The sequence below is a fragment of the Humibacter ginsengiterrae genome (assembly GCF_054780115.1).
Window position 1 is genome coordinate 1 of record NZ_BAAGWY010000024.1, and the last position, 16,616, is coordinate 16,616.

The window sequence follows — 16,616 nt, forward strand, 5'->3', positions numbered from 1 at the left end:
GAGCAGTCCATGAAGCTCCTGACCGAGCCCGCAGAGGAGGTGACCATCCCCGAACTCAAAGCCGCATAATCAACTACAGCTGACCCGCACGGTGTCGAGAAACTCCACCACTCAGCGGGACGCGGCCCGATCTGCCGCCCGATGAATGCGGCCATCCCTGGAACCGTGAAAGCTACAACCCCGTGCTCTGGAGCGTAGATGAGTCCTTTGGCGATCAACGATGCGCGCGTGGGACCAAGGCTTCTTGGGCCGCGATTCAAGCGAGATGCGATTTCACCCGAGGAGCTTCCATCGTCACCGTCGCGTGCCATAGCACGCAGGTAGGCTTGCTCGGCCCGTGTGGCACGGTCCCAACGGGCACGATAGAAGCCATTGTCGAGCTGGTTATTGCCGTTCGCTACCCCGAGCTGTGCCTCATGCTTGGCAATACGGGGACCGCCGGCGACGTTCCAGGTCTCTTGTCCGAACTGTTGCAGGAAATACGGATAGCGCCCCGATGCCTCAACGACGACCTCGATCGCACCTTCATCCCATTCGGCGTCCTCCTGGGCAGCCGGGATGGTCAACGCCTCCGCGACGATGGCAGCGTCCAGCTGCTGAATCTTGAGGTACTGGAATCGTTCAGCATACGAACGTGCCTCAGCCAAGATGCGCGGCAGGCTCGGGAGCCCCGCGAAGGCAAACAAGGCACGCCACTCGTCTTGAGCGGCCGCATGAGCTATCGTGCACAGCGTCGCGAGTTCCTCTTCTTCGAGTTCTTGCGCTTCGTCAATAAGGATCGCAACTCCGATGCCGTCCTCCTCCGCCGCGTCCGCAAGATCGTGAACGAGCTTCTTCAGGTCGGTGTCGAGGATTCCGGTGTCTGCGCCGCCGCCGGGTACCGACGTTAGGCCTGACTCGTGCCACTTCGGGATGTGTGGGCGAGTCTATGTGTTGTGATCGTTGAGTTTTCGGGCTTCTTGGTGTTGTGGCGGGGCACTAATTCTCGGCTTCTAGACTCGCTCGGTGGGTTTGTTCGTGCGGAAGGTGCCGACCGGGTCGGGTGCGACAGCGGTGCAGATCGCGTCGAAGAACCGCGGCGTTCGCACCATCGTGGAACACATCGGGTCGGCACGCACCGACGAAGAGCTGGCGGTCCTGGTCGAGATCGCGAAGACGAAGATCCAGGCCGGTCAGCTCGCGTTCGACCTCGACGCGCTCACCCCGGCCCGGGTTACCGCAGCGCCGACGGTGATCGGTTCCAGGTCGCGGGTGTTGTGGGAGGTGCTGGAGCAGGCGTACACGGGTTCAACATGGTGGGCACGGATGTGTTCAAGAAGCTGGTGCTGGCGCGGGTGATCGAGCCGACATCGAAGGTCGATACGATCCGGGTGCTGTCCGAGCTCGGACTGTCCTCCCCGTCGCTGCGCACGATCTGGCGCACGCTAGCAAAGAGCATTGAGCAGGACTGGCGGTCCGGGTTCGCGAAAGCCGCGTACGCGCACGTGACGAAGGCCTCGACGCTGACTGTCGTGCTCTACGACGTCACCACCTTGTATTTCGAGGCGGAGAGGGAAGACGAACTCCGCAAGGTAGGCATGAGCAAGGAACGCCGAGTGGACCCGCAGATCCTCGTCGGTCTCCTCGTCGACGCCGGCGGGTTCCCGTTGGAAGTGCACGCGTTCGAAGGCAACAAGGCGGAGACGCGCACGATCGTGCCTGTCCTGGACGCGTTCCGGGATCGGCACCAGGTGACTGAGCTGGTCGTGGTCGCTGATGCCGGCATGCTCTCGGCCGCGAACCTGGATGCGGTCGAGGACGCCGGTCACCGGTTCATCGTCGGCTCCAGAACCTCCTCCGCCCCGTACGACCTCGCCGATCATTACCAGCGGCACGGCAACCACTTCATCGACGGGCAGGTGATCGAGACCACCCGCAGCATGGGCAAAGGCGCCAAGGCGCGGCAACGGCGGGTGGTGCGGCAATACCGGTTCAAGCGGGAGAAGCGGGACAACCTCACGTTGAACAAGCAGATTCAGCGTGCTGAGAAGATCGCGGACGGCAGCACGCCGATGCGGAAGGACCGGTTCGTCACCGTCGATGGCAGCACTGTGGGAGTGAACTGGACCCAGGTCGAGAAAGCCCGCACCTGGCTGGGGTTGAAGGGCTACGTGACCAACATTCCGCAGAGCGTGCTCGACGGGCCCGGGGTCGTCGCCGCGTACCATCACCTGTTCCAGGTCGAGGCATCATTCCGGATGGCCAAGAGCGATTTGCGCGCCCGACCGATGTTTCACCACGAGAAGGACTCGATCCAAGCCCACCTCACGATCGTGTTCTGCGCCCTGGCAATCAGCCGGCACCTGCAGAACCGCACCGGGTACAGCATCAAGAAGATCATCCGCGCGCTACGTCCCCTACGCGATGTCATGATCCAGGTCCAAGGCCACCAGATCACTGCCACCACCCCGCCCGAAGGCGACGCCGCCGAGATCCTCACCGCACTCAACCCCGGAGCGGGACACTAAAGTGGCACGACTCAGGTTAGGTCTAGTCCAAACGTCCAGGCACCCGAACTGTCGTATGACGCCTTGAAGCTCAGTGCGGTCCGCAGTGCCTTGAGAATCCGCCGCCCAGCGTTCGGTCGCGCAAGTTCAGACAGAGGCTCATAAAGTGCCTCTCCCAGCAATTCACGAAGTACAAGGAGGCTACCGAAATCTAGCAAAAACTAGGGAATCCCTATACCCGGCTAGTTTTCCCTAGAAACCATGAGCCGAGTGACCCGCCCGATAAGTACGTCACCCCAGCCGGCACACGGCGTACTGCGCCGCGATGCGCACCACGTCGCGCTTGCACTGGCTGTTGACCAGCTGGTCGAACCCCGCCTCTCCGGCGTCGGTGAGTTCCGGATTCCACAGCACGTTCGGCAGGCTCCACACATCCGGCCCGGCCTGGTTGGTGAAGGGCACTCCGCTGAGCAGGATGGCGCCGAGCTGCCCGCCCCACGGCGTCGCGAACTTCTTGTCGCCGAGTTCCGCCAGCTGGTGCGCCACATCACGTTGCTGCGACAGCGTCTCGGCATAGTCCGGCACCTGTACCCACGCGGTGTGCTGTTGCACGCTGGATGTCGCAGAGGCCACGAACAGTGCACACAGCACGGCGGCGACGCCCGCGGCCGTCCAGCGGAGCCAGCCGGCGCGAGCACGACCCGCTGCCATCGCCGGCCGCGGTGCGCGGCGCACGGCCTGTACCCACAGCATCCGCACGCCCAGCACGGCGGCGGCCGCGAATATCGGGATGCTCACCACCAACCCCGTCGACGGGTACCGAATCCATGTCGGCGTTCCGCGCGACAGCGTCCACCAGCCGACCCAGGCCACGAGATTGACGGCGGCGGCGATGAGCAGGAAGGTGACGTCGCGCGCGGATGTCTGCGCGCCGGCATCCTGCACGAGTACGTCCGCAGACTGGCCGCGACGTACCGCCACCCGGACCGCGACGACGGCCAGCGCACCGATTACCAGGGCTGCGATGATCACGGCGATGACGATGCGGCTGTCGACGAACCAGCTGCCCATGAGCGCGGTCAGCTTCTGGTCGGGCGGAACGGCTGCCGTCTGTCCTCCGCTCTTCACGAACGCGAGGAACTGGTGCGCGTTGTTCACGAACCCGCTGGGGCCCAGCGAGACGAGCACGGCTAGCCAGTAGAGCGCGGTGGGTATGGCCGCCCAGACGGTGAACCAGATGCAGCGCTTCAGCCGCGCACGCCACGGCTCGTCCATGATGACGAACCAGGCATACACAAGCAGCGCGGGCGCGGCCAGCAGGGAGATGAACTTGGTCTGGATCGCCAGCCCGAGGAAGAGGCCGGCCAGCCACGGCCGTCGCCGAACGCACACGAAAGACCACGTGATCAGCGCTGCTGCAGGGAACTCGCCCAGGATGTCGATGGGCCCCTGCACGGGAGAGGGCAACTGGTTGGTGTTGAGGGCGAGCGGCACGACGATGGCGATCAGCGCGCCCCAGCGCCCGGCGATGCGGCGGCCGAGCAGCCACAGCGCGACCAGCAGGCCCGCGTAGAAGATCAGGGAGACGAGCCGTCCGCCCACGACCGGGTCGATCCCGGTCGACAGCACGGCGGCCACCGGCAGCAGCACGACGGGGCCGGTGGAGATGCGCACATCGAAGGGCGTGACCGTGCCCGACCCGAGCAGGCCGGCACTGGAGTACCCGTGCCCGGCGAGAAGGTTGAGCGGCACCGTGAGGTTGAACGCCTCGTCTTCCCAGAGCCGCGTCATCCAGAACTCGGGTGCCACGATCGCAACCTGTGCGAGCATCACGAGCGCGAACAGCACCCAGAACAGGATGCCCGCAACGCGGCGCTCCCAGACGCCGCCGCTCACGCCGGCTGGTCCGCTGTCTGGCCCGGCACCGAGCGGCTGAGCACGTCGTACCGCCACACCTCGGCGGCCGCACGGGCACTGAACTGGATGAGACGCTTCGGCGGCAGCTTGGGCCTGGCGGGCGCCGCGCCCCACATCGTTCCCGTGGCCGAGGCGCCTCGTCTCGGGATGCTCCGCACCGTCACGAATGCGCGGGGTACGCGGTGGCGTTGCTCGGCGATGGAGAAGTGCACGTGAGGTACGAGGGCGTCGGGCGGGCAGACATCCAGAAGCCGGCGCAGGATCGGGGTGCGATACAGCCGCAGCGGCGTGTTCACGTCGGGCACCCGCCCATGGGCGAGCAGGGCGACGCCGCTGCCGACGGTACCGGTGAGGGCGCGACGGAACCACGGTTCCTCGCGTCCGTTGCGCACGCCGTGCACGACCTGCACGCCCTCGAGTGCGTCCAGCACGCGGGGAAAGTCCTCCCCCACGAACTGGCCGTCGCCGTCGACGTGCAGCACGGCATCCGGCGCGGTCTCGAGCCCGGCGCGGTATGCGGCCAGGGCTGTCGGACCGTGGCCCTGGTTCTTCGGCGAGCGCACCACGATCAGCTCGGGAAGCTCCTCAGCGAGAGTCTCGAGCACCGTGCCGGTGTCATCCGTGGACTTGTCGTCGACGACCACGATGCGCAGCGTGTCAGTGTACGGACGCACCGCGTCGGCCACTTCCCGAACGAACCCGGGCAGGCCCTGAGCCTCGTTGTACGCGGGCATCACCACGGTGAGGGCGGGCAGGTGCATCGTTGCTCTTTCGGGATGGATGCCTCGAGGGGCTCGTGAGCGCTCTTCACGTTGTAGCGTAATGCAGTCATGATCACGTCAGAACGTCTCCGCCGGGCGGCGGGGCTCAGCGCGCGCTTCTTGATCATCGGCGCGTTGAGCACGGTGATCGAGATCGGCCTCTTCAACCTCTTTTTCCTGGTGTTCGGTTGGAGTCCCGTGTGGGCGAAGATCGCTTCGTCGTTGATCGCGCTGATCAACGCGTACTTCGGAAACCGGGAATGGGCGTTCCGCAATCGCGGCCGACATGGACGGCTGCGCGAGGCCGTGCTGTTTCTGATCGTGAACGGCATCTGCACGGTGCTGGGTGCGGTGATCGTGTGGGCCGGCGACTCGTGGCTCGGCCGGGGCGGTCTGGTCGTCAACCTCGTGAATATCGTGAGCATCGGCATCGTGGTGATCGTGCGCTTCGGGCTCTACCACTGGGTGGTGTTCCCGGGTCGCAAGCCGGTGACCGACGCAGCCTGAGCGAGGCCGTGAGCTGCTGCTGGTGCACGCACGCAGCGCACCGCTCGGGGCTCACCGCACGCAGCGCACCGCTCGCAGCGCACCGCACGCAGCGCACGGCTCAGCGTGGATGCGCGGCCTACTGCTTCCCCGCCGCACACCCCGGCGTCGTGAGCGCGATCGGCGTGGGGTGCGGCATCCCGGTGGTGAACACTTTCAGCGGCCCGTACGTTCCCGCTGAGCCCTTCATCGTGTAGCTGACCGTGAGCTTCTGCCCCGGCGACAGCAGCACCGAGATCTTCGCCGCCGGGCGCCCGAGGTTCTCCCCGGTGTAGGTAGGCGTGACCGCTTGGCCATCCACCTTGAAGTCACTCATGGTGCCGCCGACGGTGCCGTACAGCGTGACATCCACAGCGGTGCGACCCCCGTAGAAGATGCCCAGGATGTATGCCGGAAGCGACTTGGCAGCATCCGCCGGCGCCTTCGACTCGAGCACCACGCTGCTGGTCAGCGTCGGCGTCGACGCGGTGCACTGGTCGCTCGTGACCGCGATGGACGGATACAGGTAGTAGTCCATCTTCGCGCCCGTGGTGTCGTTGAAGAACACCCCGACCCCGGTGTCTGTGCCGTTGCTCACCGGCAGCGTGCCCGCAAGCGGCGTGCCCGCGATGAGCTTCTCGACGGCGGCATCCGAGCTCCAGAACAGCAGGCGGTGCTCGTTCACCGACTGGCTCAGCGAGTCCAGCAGCGACTTGGCGCTGAAGTTGCCGCCCTGAACCGCGGTGAAGATGGATGCCGCAGCCGACGCGAAGAAGGCATCCTGCACCTTCGGGTCGCTGTAGCGGAAGTACACCTGGTTCAGGAACAGCGGAACCGCGTTGTCGCTGTTCACCACGTCACCGGTGGGCAGAGTGATCGGCCCGGTCGCCTTGAGCAGGTAGCTGAGCGCCACCGGATCGAACGACATGACGCCGTCGATCGGTGTGCTGGAGCGCTGCTTCCAGAACGCACTGGCGAGCTGTGCGGTGTAGGGAAAGTCGGCGGGCGTGGTGACGTCTTGCACGTAGCGGCCGATCTTCGACCCGTACAGCGCCTCCATCGACGGATCGAGCGGGATGATCGGGTTCGGCAGGCCGTTCTTGAAGTCGGAGCTGGATGCCTGATCATCGATAGAGATCGCCCCGTCGTTCACCGTCACGAGCAGCAGCGCAGCGGGGTTGCCGGCCCATCCACGGGTCTCGGCGTTGTTCTCGAACAGCATCAGGTAATGCTTCGGCCCGTCTTCGCCGAGCGCCTGCGGCAGCACCTTCACCGCAGTCTGCACACCCTTGAGCTGAGGCTCCACCTGGTCGAGCGCGGTCGTGAGCTTGTCGACGCCGGACTTCACCTGAGCGATCAGTGCGGACCGATCGATCGTGCCCAGATCGGTCTTTGCCGCCGAGACGGCGTTCGCCGCCCGGTTGATGGTGTCGGTGAGGTTCGCGATCGCCTTCACGTCGATGCGACCGCCGTGCGGCTTGAACGACTCCAGAGTGAGAGCGGATGCCGGCACCACGGCATCCGTCGCCAGCCGGTTCGCCGAGTCTGCTGCGACCCGCACGGCGTGCATGTTCGGTCCGATGACGGGTATCCACTCGACCGAGCGCCACAGCGTGCCGTCGGTCGCCTGCGCAGCCTTCTGCGTGTGCTCCTGCATGCTCATGGCGGCCACCTGAGCACCCTTGGTGTCGGTGGCAAGCATGTCGGTCTCGACCTGGTGTGCGAGCGGGATGGCCGCCTCGAGCTCGTTCTTCGCCTGCAGCGCCTTGGGCGTCAGGATGAGCGCAACGACTCCGATCCCGACCAGCACGACCACGATGCCGACCGGCACCCACAGGCGCGCGCTCTTCAGCAGCGGGCGGCGGCGCTTGGTGCCAGGCAAATCGGCGCGCTCGCGCTCACGGCGTTCACGCCGGGTCGGGTGCGTGTCGGGCATCGCTCAAGTCAAGCAGCAATCCTGAGGAGTAACCTGCGATCTCGCCCGGAGCGATCGCCTACGGTCGCCCCATTCCGAGGTACGTCCACCCCGCCGCCCGCCACGCCTCGCGATCGAGGCAGTTCCGTCCATCAACAATCACTCGCCCACTTGCCAGCGAGGCGGCGTGCTCGGGTGAGAGGTGCCTCCGGTACTCGTCCCACTCGGTTACGACGATCACGGCGTCGGCACCCCGAAGCGCCTGATCGAGCGACTCGGTGTAGGTGAGTTGCGGATGCGTGCGGGCCGCATTCGCGAGTGCTTGCGGGTCGGTTACCACGACGTCAGCGCCAAGTCCCTTTAGCTTCGCGGCCACATCGAGCGCCGGTGAGTCCCGCACGTCATCGCTGTGCGGCTTGAACGCGGCACCGAGCACCGCCACCTTCTTGCCCAACACCAGGCCGTCGAAGGCGCCGACCAGGAGTTCCGCGGCCCGTTCACGACGCCGAAGGTTGATGGCATCAACCTCGCGAAGGAACGCGACGGATTCGGCGCGCCCGAGTTCTTCGGCTCGAGCTGAGAACGCCCGGATGTCTTTCGGGAGACAGCCGCCACCGAAACCAATACCTGCTCCGAGAAAGCGCCGACCGATCCGCGCGTCGTATCCGATCGCATCAGCGAGTTGAGTCACGTCGGCACCTGTCGCTTCCGCGATTTCGGCCATCGCGTTGATGAACGAGATCTTGGTGGCCAGGAAGGCATTGGCGGCAACCTTCACCAGTTCCGCTGTGGCGTAATCGGTGACGAGGAATGGCGTGCCCTTTGCCACTGCCGTGTGGTACACCTCGCGCAGGATGTCCGCGGCTCGCTCACCATGCTCACCCGCAGGGACGCCGACAACCAGCCGGTCCGGGTCGACGGTATCCCGCACCGCCCATCCCTCACGCAAGAACTCTGGATTCCACACAAGGGTCGCGCCGGTCGCTGCAACTCGGTCGACGAGCCTCGCCGATGTACCGACCGGCACAGTCGACTTACCTGCCACGATGTCGCCTGGCGCAAGGAAGGGCAGAAGGCCGTCAATGGCGGCATCCACGTAGCGCAGATCCGCAGCATTGGCGCCAACACTCTGTGGGGTGCCGACACCGATGAAGTGCACCGACGCCTCCGTCGCCGCAGCGATGCTCGTCGTGAATGTCAGCCGGCCGGACGCCACGCCCTCCGCGAGGATCTCGTGCAGGCCCGGCTCGAAGAACGGCGCACGCCCGTGCGAGAGCGCTTCGACCTTCGTTTCGTCAACATCAATGCCGACGACGTCGTGACCCAGGGATGCCATTGCAGCGGCGTGCACAGCGCCGAGATACCCGCAGCCAACAACCGATAGACGCATTGCACTCCTAGATGTCGAGGTGGTCGTGCCCGATCGCGCCCGATGACGACCTTGCATTTTGACTGCCGAGTGTCTCGACGATCGTGTCGTACGCGTCGACGACGTTCCTGCTTTGACCGAAGCCCGACGGCCTTCTCGAAGCGTTACGAGGCGGCGGACGATACTCGACTCGCGCATGCAGCGTACCGTGGCGGCGTTGCTTCTGCTCCGAACTGGGGACTCCGCTGCTGCCTGCGGTGCGCCTCTTCGGCGCTATTCTGTCTAAGCCTCAGAAGTCTCAAGAACGAACTGTGCCGTCTCTGGGGACGTTGAGGGATTGGACTGCCTGTGACTGGTATCGGTTTGTTGGGCGCTGGAGGGCACGCCATGGAAGTCGCCTCGTACGCCACACAAGCAATCGACTTCTTCGCCGTTGATGAGGAATTCACAGACGTGGCACGCTCACGTGGTGCGACCAATGTTGTCTCGTTTACCTCATGCGGCGAGGCCGAATGGGCGACCCCAGTGGTTGCCGCAGTTGGCGCCCCGGGCTCACGGCGTAACCTCGTTCGTCGCTGGCCTGGGCACCAATTCGGGCGCGTCGTCGCGGAGCAAGCAACCATCTCCCGCAACGTCTCGATCGGGGAGGGGGCCATGGTTGCCCCGGGCGCAGTCGTAATGCCGGGCGCGACGTTGGGTAGGCACGTAATCATCAACACCGGTGCAGTCGTTTCACACGAATGCACGGTCGATGACTTTGCGACGATAGGCCCGGGAGTTAATATCGGCGGGTGTTCTCGGGTGGCTGAGGGCGCATTTGTTGGCATTGGCGCCACCATCTCGTCGGGCGTTCAAATCGGCAATGGAGCGATTATCGGAGCGGGCTCCGTCGTGATTCGTGATGTCGCGCCGTTTAGCATGCACGTGGGTGTTCCTGCGCGGTTCGTTCGACGTACCAAAGATTGGCTCAGTGTTGTTTAACATTCCGTTTATACGTCCGAGTTTCCCAAGCCACGAAGATGTCGCAGCGGACATGAACGAAATCGTGCAATCGAATTGGTTCACCAACTTCGGTCCGCGCGAACGCGAGTTCCGACGCGGAATTGCTGAATACGTGGGTGACGATTCTACTGCAGTCACCTTCGCCAACGCTACTTTGGCTCTCACCGTCGCTATGTCTCAGCTCGTTGGCGCGCGCGCGCCAGGATATGTTCTTCTCCCATCATTCACCTTTGCAGCTGGCGCACATGCAATCCGATGGGCGGGCCACGAACCACTTCTCCTCGATATTGATCTCGATACCCTACAGCCATCACTTGAAAGTGCGTACGAAGCGTTTGACACGCACGGCGACCAAATCGCGGGGATCTTGTATTGCAATACGTTTGGGATTGGCGGTGAAGTGGATGCGTGGGAAGCGCTTGCACGGAGACACGGCGTGCCTCTCATCATCGACTCAGCAGCCGGATTCGGATCCAGATATCCAAATGGCGAAAAGCTAGGCAACCGAGGGACCTGCGAGATCTTTTCCTTCCACGCAACAAAACCGTTTGCCATCGGCGAGGGAGGGGCTGCGCTTACTCATGATCCGTCTCTGGCTGAAAGGCTACTTTCGGCGTCAAATTTCGGCTTTTCCGGCGCGGTTGGCGCACACATGATAGGAACCAATGCGAAACTCCAGGAGATGAACGCCGCGATCGGGATCCGCCAATTGCGGACATTCGACGACGCACTCGCGGCACGTCGAAAGCATCTCCAGCGTTATCATGACACGGTCACATCCTACTCGAGCGGGCATTTTCCGTCTAACGACTTGCAGTCATCAGTTTGCTTCGCGTCCGTGGTACTTCCGACTAGCGATATGCGTGATGGCGTTCTCAATGACCTCCGTTCGGCAGGCGTAGAGGCGCGCATTTACTACTCGCCGCCGCTACACCAGCAACCATTTTTTTGCCAGTCCGAGCGAGTCGGTTCGCTTGAAGTCACGGCGTCGGTACATTCACGCATCCTCTCCCTGCCAGTGTTTCCGTCTCTTCCAGAGCACGCGTTCGATTGCCTCGCCAAATCACTCGCACGACACGCCTGTCGGTTGTGAATGACAACGCATTCGTTGAGAGCGGGCCCACGAGAGCTGCTGCGTGTCAGCTCTCTTGGCGCTCAAGTATCCGACGGACTTTGCCATGAACCAGAGTGAAGGCGGTGGCTGGCGGCCGACTCCCGGCAACGGCGGGATGAGACGCCTGGCTGTAGTCGGATTCGCGTGGAGTGCGTCGCAGACACTGCTTCTGCAGGGTCTCGCGCTTCTGACCCAACTTGTGTTAGCCCGTCTGCTTGAGCCGCGACTGTTCGGCGTCATTGCCGTTGCGGCAACGATCTCAGCGGTATGCACAACCCTCGCCGACTCTGGGATGTCATCTGCGATCATCCGCGCGCCGTCCCTCTCAAGGACTGACCTCGAAACGGCATGGTGGCTAAACGTTGGCTTTGGCACCGTACTCGCAATTGCGCTCGTGGCTCTGTCCCCGCTCCTAGGGCCGTTGGTTGGGAACGGTCAACTAGTCGAGGTTCTGCCCCTTTACGCAGTCACGATCGTGGTTTCTGCTGCTACGAGCGTGCCATTAGCGCTCATCCAGCGACGCATGGCTTTTCATACTCAACTCGCGGTAACGATCCCCGCGTCCGTGGTCGGTGCTGCAGTAGCAGTCACTGTAGCTTGGATCTCGCCCTCAGTCTTTGCCCTTGCGATTCAACCACTCATAGCTGCTGTTGCCACGGCCGTCGTGCTCATGTTGATGCGCGCGTACATTATTGGCTTTCATTTCGATCGAAGCACAGCACGTTCGATGCTGAAATTTGGGCTGCCACTAGCCGGCTCATCAACAATCGACACCCTCTGGAATGGGCTGCCGGCAGTATATATCGCTGCGGTTGTGGGTGCCGCACCAGCGGGAATATACTTCATGGCCGACCGCTTGCGGGGCGCACTAGTATCGACCGTATTCAATGCAATTGCTTCCGTGACGTTCCCCGCTTTATCCACTGTATCCCATGATAATAAGCTGTTCGTTTCCTATATCCGATCGGCCATACGCGCATCCTCAGCGCTTTGCGCTCCCGTATTTCTTGTGGTCGCCGCTCAGGCCGAGAATGTCTTCGCTCTCCTCCTCGGACGTAATTGGAGTGGAGGTGCGCTGTACCTCACGGTCATGATGATCGGTTCCCTGATGTACCCACCGAACTCGGTAAACATAGCAGTAATGAAAGCTGCGGGGGAATCGAGCCTAATATTCTACCTCGAGGTCACGAAGAAGGCGATAGTCCTTGGCCTACTCGTTTTTGTCTTACCCCTGGGTATCTTGCCGTATCTTTGGGCCATGGTTCTGTTTGGTATATTCGCCTACATCCCGAACAGCTGGTTTGTTTCTCACTCAGTTGGATACCGGTATCGTGATCAACTGGTCGACATCTGTCTTCCCATCCTTGTAGCCGCCGTGCCGGCATCAATTCTGTGGACGGTCGATGCTGTGACAAGACCCAGTCCCGCCTTCGCGGTACTCGTGCTTTCTCCGCTCTCAATCCTGGTCGGCTGGGCGGGCACAGTAGCTATTACGCCCAGCCTTCGCCGGATGGCTATCAGACGCGTCCCGGGCTTACGCCGATCGCGCTAGCTCAGGAAGCTTGATCAGCTAGAAAGCGGATGCGTGTCGCGGCATGCGCGTACTTCGCGGAAACGGCGTCATGACCCCAGATCTCTTGGATTGATTGTAGATTGCGCTCGTGTTCATACTCAGTCAGTGCATTCTGAGGTGGGGAAGTGCAAAGGTCCTTCGTTGCGTACGTTCTCAAACCATTAGCGCGAAGCCAACCGGACACGGGATTCTCGTCGTCAAGATAGACTGCCATGCCTTTTTGAAGCGCAATGATTATGTTTCCCACGGCTTGTTGTCTGCGGTGATTGAATATTGCCGTCCCGCACTGACCCATGACCTGGAAGTACTCCGACTCCGGCATGTGTTCACGTATAGGGAAGAACTGAGACCCGAGCATTCTGAACCCTTCTCGTATTATTGCCTCTCGATATTCCGACTCACCATACGTAAGGGGCACAATTACGCGCCGTCCCGACAGGTCATGACGGCGGAGAGTTTCGAATATCTCGAGATGATTGCAAGTCGGGGTCGCAGAGTTTCCCACGAGAATGTCGGGCCCATCGCTGGGCGAACCTCTCTCGCCACTCTTGTCAACCTCAAGGTAAGGCATTTCAATTACTTCGCCATGGAGTGCGGGAAATGCACGTTGCATAATTTGCGTGTCGCTGGAAATGGGCGCACAAAAGAGATCAATGTATCGCGCAGCATGAGAACGTAGACGAGAAAGCGCAGATTGCTTTAGTGTCCCGAGTGCCGAAGCTTTGGTGATCACGCCTTGAGTTAGCTGACCCAGCAGGTCGCGGTTGCCGAAGGCGTCGTGGTAATAGTCGACTCCCCATCCCGACCACACCGATACTGCACTCGGGTTTGCTGAGACGGCAAGTGCCGCGATGCCGTTTAGAGCGTGGACGACTATTACATCTGCGCTTCGCGCGAGTTTAGCCGCCCGGATTCTTCTCTCGATTGCGCTCTTCGGCCACACTTCTAGTCTGGCGCGCTCTTGAGGAATCGCGAAGTTCCCGGCCCTGTCGCCCAGCGGGGCTACATATGCGACAACATCAGCCTTGAGGTGAGAGTGCAACGAGTCTATTGCATAACCAACAAATGGGTAGGACTGTCCAATATGGAGTATCTTCATGTGTGCACACGTTCATCTATCAGTCGACGGGTGTATGCGATAAGCCTAACGTGCCTGGTACTGCCAGACGGCGCCTCGACTCAGGTAAGTCGAGCGCGAAGGGTGTGTCTCTTTGGCCACGTGGACAGAGATGGCAGCAACTGTGCCCGTAAATTCACTAGGGTTTCCTGCACTGGAGGGGACAGTTTCGGTTGGGCCCCGAGCGTCAGTGCTTGGTGGATCTTCGCAGATAAGGGCGTGGATGGCTTTCGCGCCGCGTTGGCTGAGTAATCCTCTAAAGCAAGAAAGACCGAAAACTTGACAGCTGCCTTTCCGGAGGTGTGTGTTTAGTGGGTTGGAGAAGGCAGCCGAGTGGTCGATTTGCGTCGAGACTCCTCCGATACGATCAAACCCACCACGAGCGCAGGAGCGGCCCACAGCAATACGTCGAAACTAAAGAACATGGCCAATACGGCGATCAAAAGCGGAACGTACGCTGTGCGACCGCGCAACATAACCAAGGGGAAAAGCGCAGCAAGCAGCACGGCGCCTACTAGGCCCGCCTGTGCCAAAATAGTGACCCACTCGTTATCAATAGCGTAGAAAGTATTTTGACCGAAGAGGTTAGATGAATATAGCGCCGCATTCGTACCCCAGCCGTTTCCGAACAGCACAATAGGCAATGGCTGGTTTGTAAGTAGGCGCGGTATCGCGCTGATAGATGCGAGACGATGTGACGCGTCTACCCCTGACATCGACGAAAATAGGCTATTCGGAAACATTCCTCCTGCGAGCAACACGAGGCAACCAACGACTGCGGTAGCGAGTGCTATCGGCCGCAAAGGGGAGGACCATCGCATCCAGATCGCGAGCGCGCAGGAAACGACACCGACAAGCACCACGGAGGCGCTACCAGTCGCGATGATGCCGACCGTCATAATCACCAAGGAAACAAGATGCACGACACCAAAGCGGTGCTGCATTACAAGGAGCAGAACTGCGGCCAGCAGCATGAAGCCCAAGACGAGAGGTTGCCCGAGCGTCGCTTCGGCACGTACACCGCCAGGAATAAAGGCGTGCGGCGCTAGCCCTGTCGGGGGCGGAAACCAGATGAGTTTATGGAGCACGAAGGTCTCGGCCACCGCACAGACCGCCAAGAAGACCCCAAGGACGATCATCAAGGACTCCACGGCGCGTCTGCCCGGCTCGCTGAGCCGAGATGCGCAAACTGCAATCACCGCGCTAGTTGTAAATACTCCAGCGTAATACCAATCCGGCACGGGTGAGGCCAGAGTCGACAGTGTCAATAGTACGGTTAGCGCCACGAAGAGCCATGATGCTAGAGACGGCCGCGCATGAACGGGGCGGGTACGAGCAAAGCCGACCAATACCGACGCCGCGCACGCGAGCATCACGATGAGCTGATCAACACCTTTCATCTCGAACACAGGCATCGCGACCACGGCAACGACGGTCCAGCTGATGGCAGCAGTCAAAACATAACGATGCGGAATGGTGAATAGCACAACAACCGCGGCGAGCATTATTCCCGCAATTGCGGCGACGGTTGGGTACGCGATCGCAAGCCAAACGCAACCCGTCACTAGCGGAATTGCCACTAGTAGAGCAATTACGGCATTCCTGCTAACCATAAAGAGAGAGTCCTCCTAAGTCCGTGCCGGTCTCGGCACAGCCCGCACCCGTCGGAGAGCAGGAACACAACATATCCAATTCGATCGGCCGCCAGACCAGATCTGCCCAGGTGACTACTGCCCGAACAGCCAGCGATCCGCCTCGATCCGCCCGTCGACTTCCGGCAGCGCTTCACGCACCGCAGCAGGACTGCGCGTGTCATTCAACGCCATCGAGATACCCGCCGCAAGCTCAGCTACTGGACCTGCAGCATCGACAACCCGGTGGCCGTGAGCGTTGAGCCATTGCGCAATTCCAGTCTCCGAGGTCGTGACCACCTCACACCCAGCCGACAGTGCTTCCAATATCGGGAGCCCTATCTGCTCCCTCCAAATGGGGCTTCGCTGAGACGGCAACACTAAGCAGTGAGAGGAATTGAGGATCTCACGAATCTTGGCTCGACCTGCACCCATCCACACCGAAACGTCTTCTCTCGCTAACGCGAACTTCTCAACATCAGCGGCAAGTGGCCCATACCCGATGACCACGAGCCTACTTCCTGGCCGGCATTGTGCGACCATCGGCCACGCAGACATGAGCTCACTGATCCCCTTCCGTCGTTCGAATGAGCCGAGGAAACAGGCGAGATCTGCATCCTTCTCCGGAACCAGACCGACCGGCGCGGACAACCCCGGAATGAGCCTCATTTCCGTCTTGTCCAACAGATGACGCCAGAGCCGCGCGCCGAGTTGAGATTCATATGTGCGAAGCGATCCCGCTGTCCCGAATACCACTCTGGACGCCTCTGAAAACACGAGAGCGATCGCCATGTTCAGCCCCCATCTAATAAGCGGGCGCGGAACTCGAAACCGGGAGCGAACCTTTTCGACTTGATCCAAATTCTCGATTGCATAAAACACTACAGTGGTTCCTGGTGCCCTCCTTATCTGCCGCTTCAATTTCAACAACAGCGCGATAAGTACCGTTCTCGGGAGCACAGTTATTGCCAATGGCTCAGGAATTTCAATTATTCGGTAATCATCGGTCCAGATGTGGGCGACAACTTGCGCGAAGCTTGCCCGCCGCACTCTCGGCATGGTACGCGCAAGCCCTTCGTCCCAATCTCCCCTTGTAGACGTATAGAAGAATTCCGCTTCGTGCATTCCTTCGAGGCGCTCGAGATGCGCGGTCCGTGCAACGGGGTAATATCTCGCCGACTGCACCTTCTTGATAGGCCCCTGCTT

12 protein-coding genes and 2 pseudogenes are annotated in these 16,616 nt (G+C 61.6%); 6 read left to right on the forward strand and 8 right to left on the reverse strand.

Annotated elements, in window-relative coordinates:
* Positions 1-647 (reverse strand): annotated as a pseudogene (locus tag ACYVII_RS18345) (hypothetical protein); the annotation flags it as partial.
* Between the two features lie 66 nt (positions 648-713).
* Here ACYVII_RS18345 and ACYVII_RS18350 point away from each other — a divergent pair.
* Positions 714-890, forward strand: coding sequence for a hypothetical protein (locus ACYVII_RS18350; protein ID WP_460537788.1), 177 nt, complete (start codon positions 714-716; stop codon positions 888-890).
* A gap of 115 nt (positions 891-1,005) precedes the next feature.
* Positions 1,006-2,507, forward strand: a pseudogene (locus ACYVII_RS18355) (IS1634 family transposase).
* A gap of 270 nt (positions 2,508-2,777) precedes the next feature.
* Here ACYVII_RS18355 and ACYVII_RS18360 read toward each other — a convergent pair.
* Together ACYVII_RS18360 and ACYVII_RS18365 are read right to left on the reverse strand one after the other, a co-directional pair.
* Complete coding sequence (locus ACYVII_RS18360; RefSeq protein WP_460537789.1) at positions 2,778-4,382, reverse strand: ArnT family glycosyltransferase; 1,605 nt, start codon at positions 4,380-4,382, stop codon at positions 2,778-2,780.
* Positions 4,379-5,164: a glycosyltransferase family 2 protein gene (locus ACYVII_RS18365; RefSeq protein WP_460537790.1), complete on the reverse strand. Its 786-nt coding sequence runs from the start codon at positions 5,162-5,164 to the stop codon at positions 4,379-4,381. The genes ACYVII_RS18360 and ACYVII_RS18365 overlap by 4 nt, the downstream gene beginning before the upstream one ends.
* Before the next feature lie 69 nt (positions 5,165-5,233).
* Here ACYVII_RS18365 and ACYVII_RS18370 point away from each other — a divergent pair, with 69 nt between their 5' ends.
* Positions 5,234-5,671, forward strand: a complete 438-nt coding sequence (locus ACYVII_RS18370) for a GtrA family protein (RefSeq protein ID WP_460537791.1) — start codon at positions 5,234-5,236, stop codon at positions 5,669-5,671.
* Positions 5,672-5,789: 118 nt separating this feature from the next.
* Here ACYVII_RS18370 and ACYVII_RS18375 read toward each other — a convergent pair whose 3' ends face one another.
* Both ACYVII_RS18375 and ACYVII_RS18380 read right to left on the reverse strand, forming a co-directional pair.
* Positions 5,790-7,625: a DUF4012 domain-containing protein gene (locus tag ACYVII_RS18375; RefSeq protein WP_460537792.1), complete on the reverse strand. Its 1,836-nt coding sequence runs from the start codon at positions 7,623-7,625 to the stop codon at positions 5,790-5,792.
* A 58-nt stretch (positions 7,626-7,683) separates the two neighbouring features.
* Positions 7,684-8,994: a UDP-glucose dehydrogenase family protein gene (locus tag ACYVII_RS18380; RefSeq protein WP_460537793.1), complete on the reverse strand. Its 1,311-nt coding sequence runs from the start codon at positions 8,992-8,994 to the stop codon at positions 7,684-7,686.
* A 366-nt stretch (positions 8,995-9,360) separates the two neighbouring features.
* Between ACYVII_RS18380 and ACYVII_RS18385 the strand changes: the two genes are divergently transcribed.
* From ACYVII_RS18385 to ACYVII_RS18395, 3 genes are read left to right on the forward strand one after another with little or no spacing between them, the layout of a single operon-like run.
* A complete protein-coding gene (locus ACYVII_RS18385; RefSeq protein ID WP_460537794.1) occupies positions 9,361-9,954 on the forward strand; it encodes an LbetaH domain-containing protein in 594 nt (197 codons plus the stop codon).
* Positions 9,902-11,068, forward strand: coding sequence for an aminotransferase class I/II-fold pyridoxal phosphate-dependent enzyme (locus ACYVII_RS18390; RefSeq protein ID WP_460537795.1), 1,167 nt, complete (start codon positions 9,902-9,904; stop codon positions 11,066-11,068). The genes ACYVII_RS18385 and ACYVII_RS18390 overlap by 53 nt, the downstream gene beginning before the upstream one ends.
* A gap of 43 nt (positions 11,069-11,111) precedes the next feature.
* Positions 11,112-12,641, forward strand: a complete 1,530-nt coding sequence (locus ACYVII_RS18395; RefSeq protein ID WP_460537796.1) for an MATE family efflux transporter — start codon at positions 11,112-11,114, stop codon at positions 12,639-12,641.
* A gap of 1 nt (position 12,642) precedes the next feature.
* Here the strand turns inward: ACYVII_RS18395 and ACYVII_RS18400 are convergent, their stop codons facing one another.
* The 3 genes from ACYVII_RS18400 to ACYVII_RS18410 all read right to left on the reverse strand — a co-directional run bounded on the left by ACYVII_RS18400 (position 12,643) and on the right by ACYVII_RS18410 (position 16,460).
* Positions 12,643-13,761: a TDP-N-acetylfucosamine:lipid II N-acetylfucosaminyltransferase family protein gene (locus ACYVII_RS18400; protein ID WP_460537797.1), complete on the reverse strand. Its 1,119-nt coding sequence runs from the start codon at positions 13,759-13,761 to the stop codon at positions 12,643-12,645.
* 326 nt (positions 13,762-14,087) lie between these two features.
* Positions 14,088-15,284, reverse strand: a complete 1,197-nt coding sequence (locus tag ACYVII_RS18405) for an O-antigen ligase family protein (RefSeq protein ID WP_460537798.1) — start codon at positions 15,282-15,284, stop codon at positions 14,088-14,090.
* Positions 15,285-15,506: 222 nt separating this feature from the next.
* Positions 15,507-16,460: a glycosyltransferase family 4 protein gene (locus ACYVII_RS18410; RefSeq protein ID WP_460537799.1), complete on the reverse strand. Its 954-nt coding sequence runs from the start codon at positions 16,458-16,460 to the stop codon at positions 15,507-15,509.
* Positions 16,461-16,616: the final 156 nt, after the last annotated feature.